The organism is Microcoleus sp. T3_D1, assembly GCF_036700405.1.
Taxonomy (GTDB): domain Bacteria; phylum Cyanobacteriota; class Cyanobacteriia; order Cyanobacteriales; family Microcoleaceae; genus Microcoleus.
In genome coordinates this window covers 117,812-124,248 of record NZ_JAUBOV010000010.1, presented here as the reverse complement: position 1 = coordinate 124,248, position 6,437 = coordinate 117,812, and the positions used below count along the sequence as shown (strand labels likewise).

Below are 6,437 nucleotides of genomic sequence, written 5' to 3'. Positions count from 1 at the left end.
CTGCATTGTAAACAGCCTCGTTGGGTAGACTAACTATATTTAAACCGGGAACAATGCTGTCGGTAACGGTGACGTTTTCGGCTGTGCTGGGGCCGTTGTTGACTGTGGAAATTGTGTAAGTAACTGTTTCACCCGGTGCAGCAGCAGCAGTCCCGGTTTTGGTGGTAACAACGTCGGCAAGAGCAGCAACAATTGTAGTTGAGACTTGAGAGATGGGTTGGGAACTATTGTTGTTACCTCGATCTGGGTCGAAAGTGCTGGATGTGCTATAGGCAGTGTTAGTTAAGGAAGCGCCGCCTGTTGCCGGAACTCTTGCGGTGATGGTGCGGGTTTGGCTAGCACGGTTAGCCAGAGTCGGAATCGCCGGCCAGATGACCGTCCTCGTTTTGCTGTCTAAAGTACCGCCGTCGGAGGCGCTGACGAAACTTAAGCCTGCGGGCAGGGGATCTTGAATCAGGACGCTTTCGGCGCTGTCTGGCCCGTTATTTGTGGAGGTAATCGTATAGGTTATGGTGCTGTTGGGTGTGGCGAACAGCGGGCCTTTTTTAACAATGGAAACGTCGGCTTGGAGTGTAGGGCGATTTATACTTTCGACGATGACATTGTTAACTTCGTGAATGTTTGTGTTTCCCCCAGTCGAAGCAGCAAAGCCAAATTTAAAAGTACGTGGCACTTCTCCGTTTATGGTTGCCAAATTTGATATGTCGATCAGTGTTTCGCCCGCATCAAATGTGCCGTTCCTGTTCACGTCGAAGGCCACTGTCAGACGGTTAGGAGATGTTGGTGAGTTCGTCGTCGGGAATAATGTAACTTGAACGGTTCTTTTAGCCTCAGCGCGAATGCTTGTATCTTTATTGTCTATGCCAATGGAAACGCCAGTCAAACTGTTAGTTAAAAAACTAGAACCTAAAAATTTATAATTTTCGGTTGGGATTGTGCTTTCCCTGCCTCTAAGTCCTACTGCATCAGGTCGCTGCCCCGGGCCACCCTGTTTTCCAGCAATAGTGCTAGAATAATTGCCAAACTCGTCTAATCCGACACCTAAATAACCTCCTACAATACCCGGTACAATTCCATCCCTATTATTCTGAGCATAGCCGAGAGAGCCACCGTAGCCTCCCGCTTTTGTTGGCGTAGCTGTTCCGTCAATGAGGAAAAAACTAATGCCATCCGCACCAAAGAGGTTACCCTCGCGATCAACGACAGTACCTCTGTTATAGGCAAAGAAATCAAAGGTAACTCTCAGACCCTCAGTGGCGGAGATGGGGTTGTTGTAGATAACAAAAGCTGCTTGGTCAAAGGCGTTTGATGTTAATCTCAAAGTACCTTGTCCCTCGGGATCGCCAGTCCCTAAAGCAGGAATAACTCCGCTGAGGTTTTCTGTACTACCTGCTGTTAAGCCTGGGTTAGTTGTAAGGGTGTTGCCAACTCCATATATCCAAGGCCCGATCGCTGTTGAATTTCTAAATTCTTCAGCCGCTAAGGTAGCCAGGACTGATGTGTAGCCTTCTAGGACTTTTTTTTCAAAGGCTATTTCGGTATTTATTTGTCCTGTAGTAATTTCTAATTCCCAGTCGCCACCTAATGCTGCACTCCCTGTTAGGTTGTTGGAAGCGGCAATATTTGCTCCTGTTATTTCACTGAGTTTTTGTATGAATTTAATCCCGGATTCGCCGGCGGCTATGTTACAGCCGTAAAGCAGAATGCTGCCAGATTCGCTAAGGGCTTTTCCCCACTGCTGCAATTGGTTGCTGTAGGTTTCTAGATTATCAATATTAAGTTCTGTTGATCCGATTTCTACTGCTGCTTCTCGACCGTGAGAAACTATATGCAGGCTGGTGATGCTGTTGCGCTGACCCAGAATTTCGGTGATTTGCTCGATTCCATCCCGGGTTCTATCGAGCAAGATTACTTCTGTACCGCATTTCACTCCCCTGAGCAACTCTTGGTAGTTTTCTACTTTTGAATCCACAATCGCTAGATTTTTTCGGCTAGCCGTCTCTGCTTCATAGCTGGCTTGTCTCAAGATTTTAGTTTCCATATTGGTAGATTTCCCTGTTTGTGTAGATGACCAATTTGACAGATTTGGGATGGTTTTCATTTTGGGTTAATTTGGGTGCTAAATCTAAGCTACCCATTTTCCTAGATGACGATAAACTTTCAAATATAAAGCTTGGAAAGTTCTTTCTTTATGAGACATAATAGTAACCTATATTTGTCAATTGTGATGTTTGTCAATCATTAGACAGGATTTACTGCGATCGCCATTGGATGTCCTGATGCGGTCGAGCGCTGCGAATTATAACATGAATAAGGGGTCACAGCCTTTATATTAGCCAAAACCCTCTATTTTTGGGAAAAATAATATCAGGTCTAAGGTTAGTTATATGCTAAATTACTTACGGATTTATCAGCATAAGGGGTCAGACCCCTCATGCTGCTGTTCTTAGTCTGGTGATATCGAGGCTGGCTCAGACAGATTGAACCGTAAATATACAGAAAATACTAATTTCCTAAAAATTGGCAGATTTTGACTTTGAGGTGCGATCGCGATTGAAAGTTGAGAGTACCTGACATCTTGCAGCAATATCAATAAGAGGATTTTTCGTGGGGTCGGGCGGGTTTATAAAACCTATTTGCAAGCTTTAAGGCTGTTGGCGAACCCGCCCCTACGGCTAATTGAGAATGGTGCAAGATCTCAGGAGTACCGTATTTCTAGAGATTTATACTTATACTAATTTGGTGTGCAGTAAACTCACAGCCATGTAATAATAGCCACTTAACGCTACAAAAGTTAACAAAAAACTTGACAAATTATATATGTTAATACCAGGATTGCGGTGACAAAAAAGAACGATCGCCCTTGAATTCAAAAGGAACGATCGCCCTTTACACCCTCTTTCTATCTAAATCATGAAACTGCGTCGATCGCACCCCCTAACCCGTGCTTGTTAAGCGTCAATATCGAGTTCCCGCACTAAAAAAGCCCATTCATCTGCCAATTCTTCAATGACTTTCGCAGTGGGTTTGCCAGCACCGTGTCCCGCTTTAGTTTCAATGCGAATTAACACGGGTTTTTCTCCCGCGTGGGTTTCTTGCAAAGCAGAAGCAAACTTGAAACTGTGGGCCGGAACTACTCGATCGTCGCGATCGGCAGTTGTAATCATTGTCGCCGGATAAACCGTTCCCGGTTTGAGATTGTGCAACGGAGAATAGCCGTGAATTGTGGAAAATTCTTCGGGATTTTCCGGCGAACCGTATTCAGAAGTCCAAGCCCAACCAATGGTAAATTTGTGGAAGCGCAACATATCCAAAACGCCGACTGCCGGCAGTGCTGCACCGAACAATTCCGGCCGCTGAGTCATGCAAGCCCCTACTAATAAACCGCCGTTGCTACCACCTGCGATCGCCAATTTTGCCGGTTTGGTATACTTGTTTTCGATCAACCATTCAGCGCCAGCTATAAAGTCATCAAACACGTTTTGCTTGTTCAACTTTTTGCCTGCTTCGTGCCATGATTCGCCGTACTCGCCGCCTCCCCGCAAACAGGCGATCGCATAAACTCCGCCCATCTCTAACCACACTATCCTGCTAACAGAAAAACTCGGAGTTAGCGAGATGCCAAAACCACCGTATCCGTAAAGGTAGGTGGGGTTATTGCCATCCAACTGCAAGCCTTTCTTGTGCGTGATAAACATGGGTACTTGCGTACCGTCTTTGCTTGGGTAAAATACTTGTTTTGTCTCGTAATCTTCGGGATTAAAATCGACATTTGGCTGCCGATAAATCGTACTTTCATCTGTCACCATATTGTACCGATAAATGGTGTTTGGCGCAGTGAAACTGGTGTAAGCATAAAAGGTTTCGGTGTCGTGCCGCTTGCCGCCGAATCCTCCCACCGAACCGATTCCGGGCAAGGCAACTTCTCGCACGAAAGAGCCGTCTAAGTTGAAAATTTTAATCTGGGTGTAGGCGTCTTTCAAGTAGGAAGCGACAAATTGATTGTTCAGGAGGCCTATGCCTTCGAGGGTTTCTGCTGCTTCAGGGATAATTTCTGTCAACCCCCTCTCCCTGGGCGACGGGGGGGTTTCATCACAACCAAGGGATGAGGGAGGTGGGTTGTTGGTGTCGATCGCAATTACGCGGCCCAACGGTGCATTTAAGTTTGTTTGAAACCAGAAAAGAGAGCCCTCATTGTCGATGAAACTGTACTCAGCCTCGAATTCGCTAATCAGTTCTACAACGCTTGATTCCGGTGCAGTTAAATCCTTGTAAAAAATCAAGTTTTTTGTTTCAGTTCCCTGCCAAACTGAGATAATCAAGTATTTGCCATCTTCGGTAACACCACCGCTAAATCCCCACTCTTTTTGGTCGGGTCGCTCGTAGATTAATACGTCTTCAGATTGCGGCGTGCCGATTTGGTGGTAAAACAGTTTTTGGTAATAGTTAACTTCTTCGTGCTTGCTTTTTTCGTTCGGTTCGTCGTAGCGACTATAAAAAAAGCCTTTACCGTCGTGAGTCCAAGATGCGCCTGAGAATTTAATCCACTTTAAATGGTCTGATAAATCTTCGCCGGTTGCCACCTCGCGGACTTTCCATTCCTGCCAGTCAGAACCGGAACTTGACAAACCGTAGGCCATGTATTTGCCGTCTTCGCTGATAGCTATCCCACCCAGAGCAACGGTTCCATCTTCTGAGAGAGTGTTGGGGTCAATTAATACTTTGGGTTCGCTGTCGAGGGATGTTAACGTGTAGAGTACAGATTGATTTTGCAGGCCGTCATTCTTGTAGTAGAAATAGCGAGATCCTTCTTTGAAAGGTATGCCGTATTTCTCGTAATCCCAAAGTTGAGTTAGGCGCTGTTTGATTTTTGCCCGCGCCGGAATTTCGTTGAGGTAGCCAAAAGTGACTGCGTTTTGGGCTTCCACCCAAGCTTGGGTTTCCTCAGAGTCGGGGTTTTCCAGCCACCTGTAGGGGTCAGATACTTTGACGCCGTGGTAGTCGTCTGTTTGGTCGATTTTGCGGGTTGTGGGGTAGCTTAAAGGTCGATCGAATTGGGTCATGATTTTTTACTACTCTCGGTAACTTTTTCCAGTTTACCCTTTCGCGGCAGTGACAGGGGAGAGTAGCTCAATTTGGGATTTGAGATTTTATCCTAAATCTGGGTTAAATAAGTAACTCCACCTCGAAAAACCGAATACTTTGATACCTGAATCCTTTAAAATATTGGGTGTATAACATAGAATATCTCGCCCATAAATACTATTTTAAAATGAGATATAATTAATTGAGTTTTTTTCGGATAAAGTGCTTCCCAAGAATGACTAAATTTCCCCATGACCAGTTTGCCAAAGAATACCTAAGAGAGTTATTGTCACCTCTAGGAGAAGTAGAAACCAGTAAAGATGTTTCTGCTCAAGTTCGAGAAATTGATATCTGGTTTAAACCCACTTCTGTATCGCCTGAATACGTAGAGAATTTAGGTTTATTAGGTCAAATGACTGCGACTGTGGCTGCGATCGAACCATTTCGCAATGCCGTCAATACAGAGGATATCTTCAGTTGTGTGGTCAAACTTTTAAATACTAGGGCAGAATTACTGCGCCGAGCTAATCGAGAAGAGCAACGTTTAGAATCCCAGCAATTACCCAGGTTGTGGATTCTGACTCCCACTGCTTCGGAGGCTTTGTTAAGGAGCTTTAATTTTATGCTTCCCCAAGAGTCAGAAGGTTGGGGGAGGGGGGTTTATTTTCTATCGGAAGTTTGGCGAGTAGGATTGATAGCTATTCACCAGCTACCGAATGTTCCAGAAACGATGTGGTTGCGGATTTTAGGTAAGGGTAAAGTACAGCAAGGGGCGATCGCGGAATTAACAAGATTGCCTGTTGATAGTCCCTTACGAGCTAGTACGCTAGAATTATTGTACAACCTGCAAGCGAATCTGCAAGTAAATTTAGCAGCTAGTGCCCCAGGAAATCAGGAAGATAAGGAGTTAGTTATGGCGCTCGTACCTCTGTTACAACAAAAAATAGATCAGGCCACACAACAAGGCAGAGAAGAAGGAAGAGAAGAAGGAAGAGAAGAAGCACAGCGGTTGATTTTGCAGAACTTTTTGCAAGTCAGATTTGGGGAGTTAGACGCTCAGACAATTGCCTTTTTTTCCTCTGTTTCGGCTTTACCTGTTGGTGAATTCACGATGTTGTTAGTGCAATTATCCACATTGCCAATCGCCCAAGCAGATAGACAACAAGTACAAACTTTAATCGCCGAAAATGTCTTGAGAAAGCGCTTTGGTCAATTAGAAGTAAACACCGTCAATCTCATCCCAAATTTGCTCGCATTGTCTGCCGAAAATTTATCGCTATTGCTGTCACAACTCCCGGATTTGTCAATAGAAGAATTAATTGCTCGAATAGAAAATTCTTCCCTTTGAGTAA

At 44.9% G+C, this 6,437-nt stretch carries 3 protein-coding genes; 1 reads left to right on the top strand and 2 read right to left on the bottom strand.

What is annotated here, in order from left to right:
* Window positions 1–2,041: DUF4347 domain-containing protein (locus QT992_RS07635; RefSeq protein WP_333376752.1), on the bottom strand; the 2,041-nt coding region annotated here is incomplete at its 3' end.
* A 910-nt stretch (window positions 2,042–2,951) separates the two neighbouring features.
* Window positions 2,952–5,063 (bottom strand): prolyl oligopeptidase family serine peptidase, encoded by a 2,112-nt coding sequence (locus QT992_RS07630; protein ID WP_333376750.1) that lies wholly within the window; start codon window positions 5,061–5,063, stop codon window positions 2,952–2,954.
* Window positions 5,064–5,320: 257 nt separating this feature from the next.
* On the opposite strand from QT992_RS07630, the gene QT992_RS07625 reads away from it, so the two are divergent.
* Entirely contained in the window at window positions 5,321–6,433 is a 1,113-nt protein-coding gene (locus QT992_RS07625) for a flagellar assembly protein H (protein WP_333341417.1), read from the top strand.
* Window positions 6,434–6,437: the final 4 nt, after the last annotated feature.

Coding starts and splice junctions, on each gene's coding strand:
- QT992_RS07630 (WP_333376750.1), bottom strand. CDS start 5,063: ATGACCCAATTCGATCGACCTTTAAGCTACCCCACAACCCGCAAAATC.
- QT992_RS07625 (WP_333341417.1), top strand. CDS start 5,321: ATGACTAAATTTCCCCATGACCAGTTTGCCAAAGAATACCTAAGAGAG.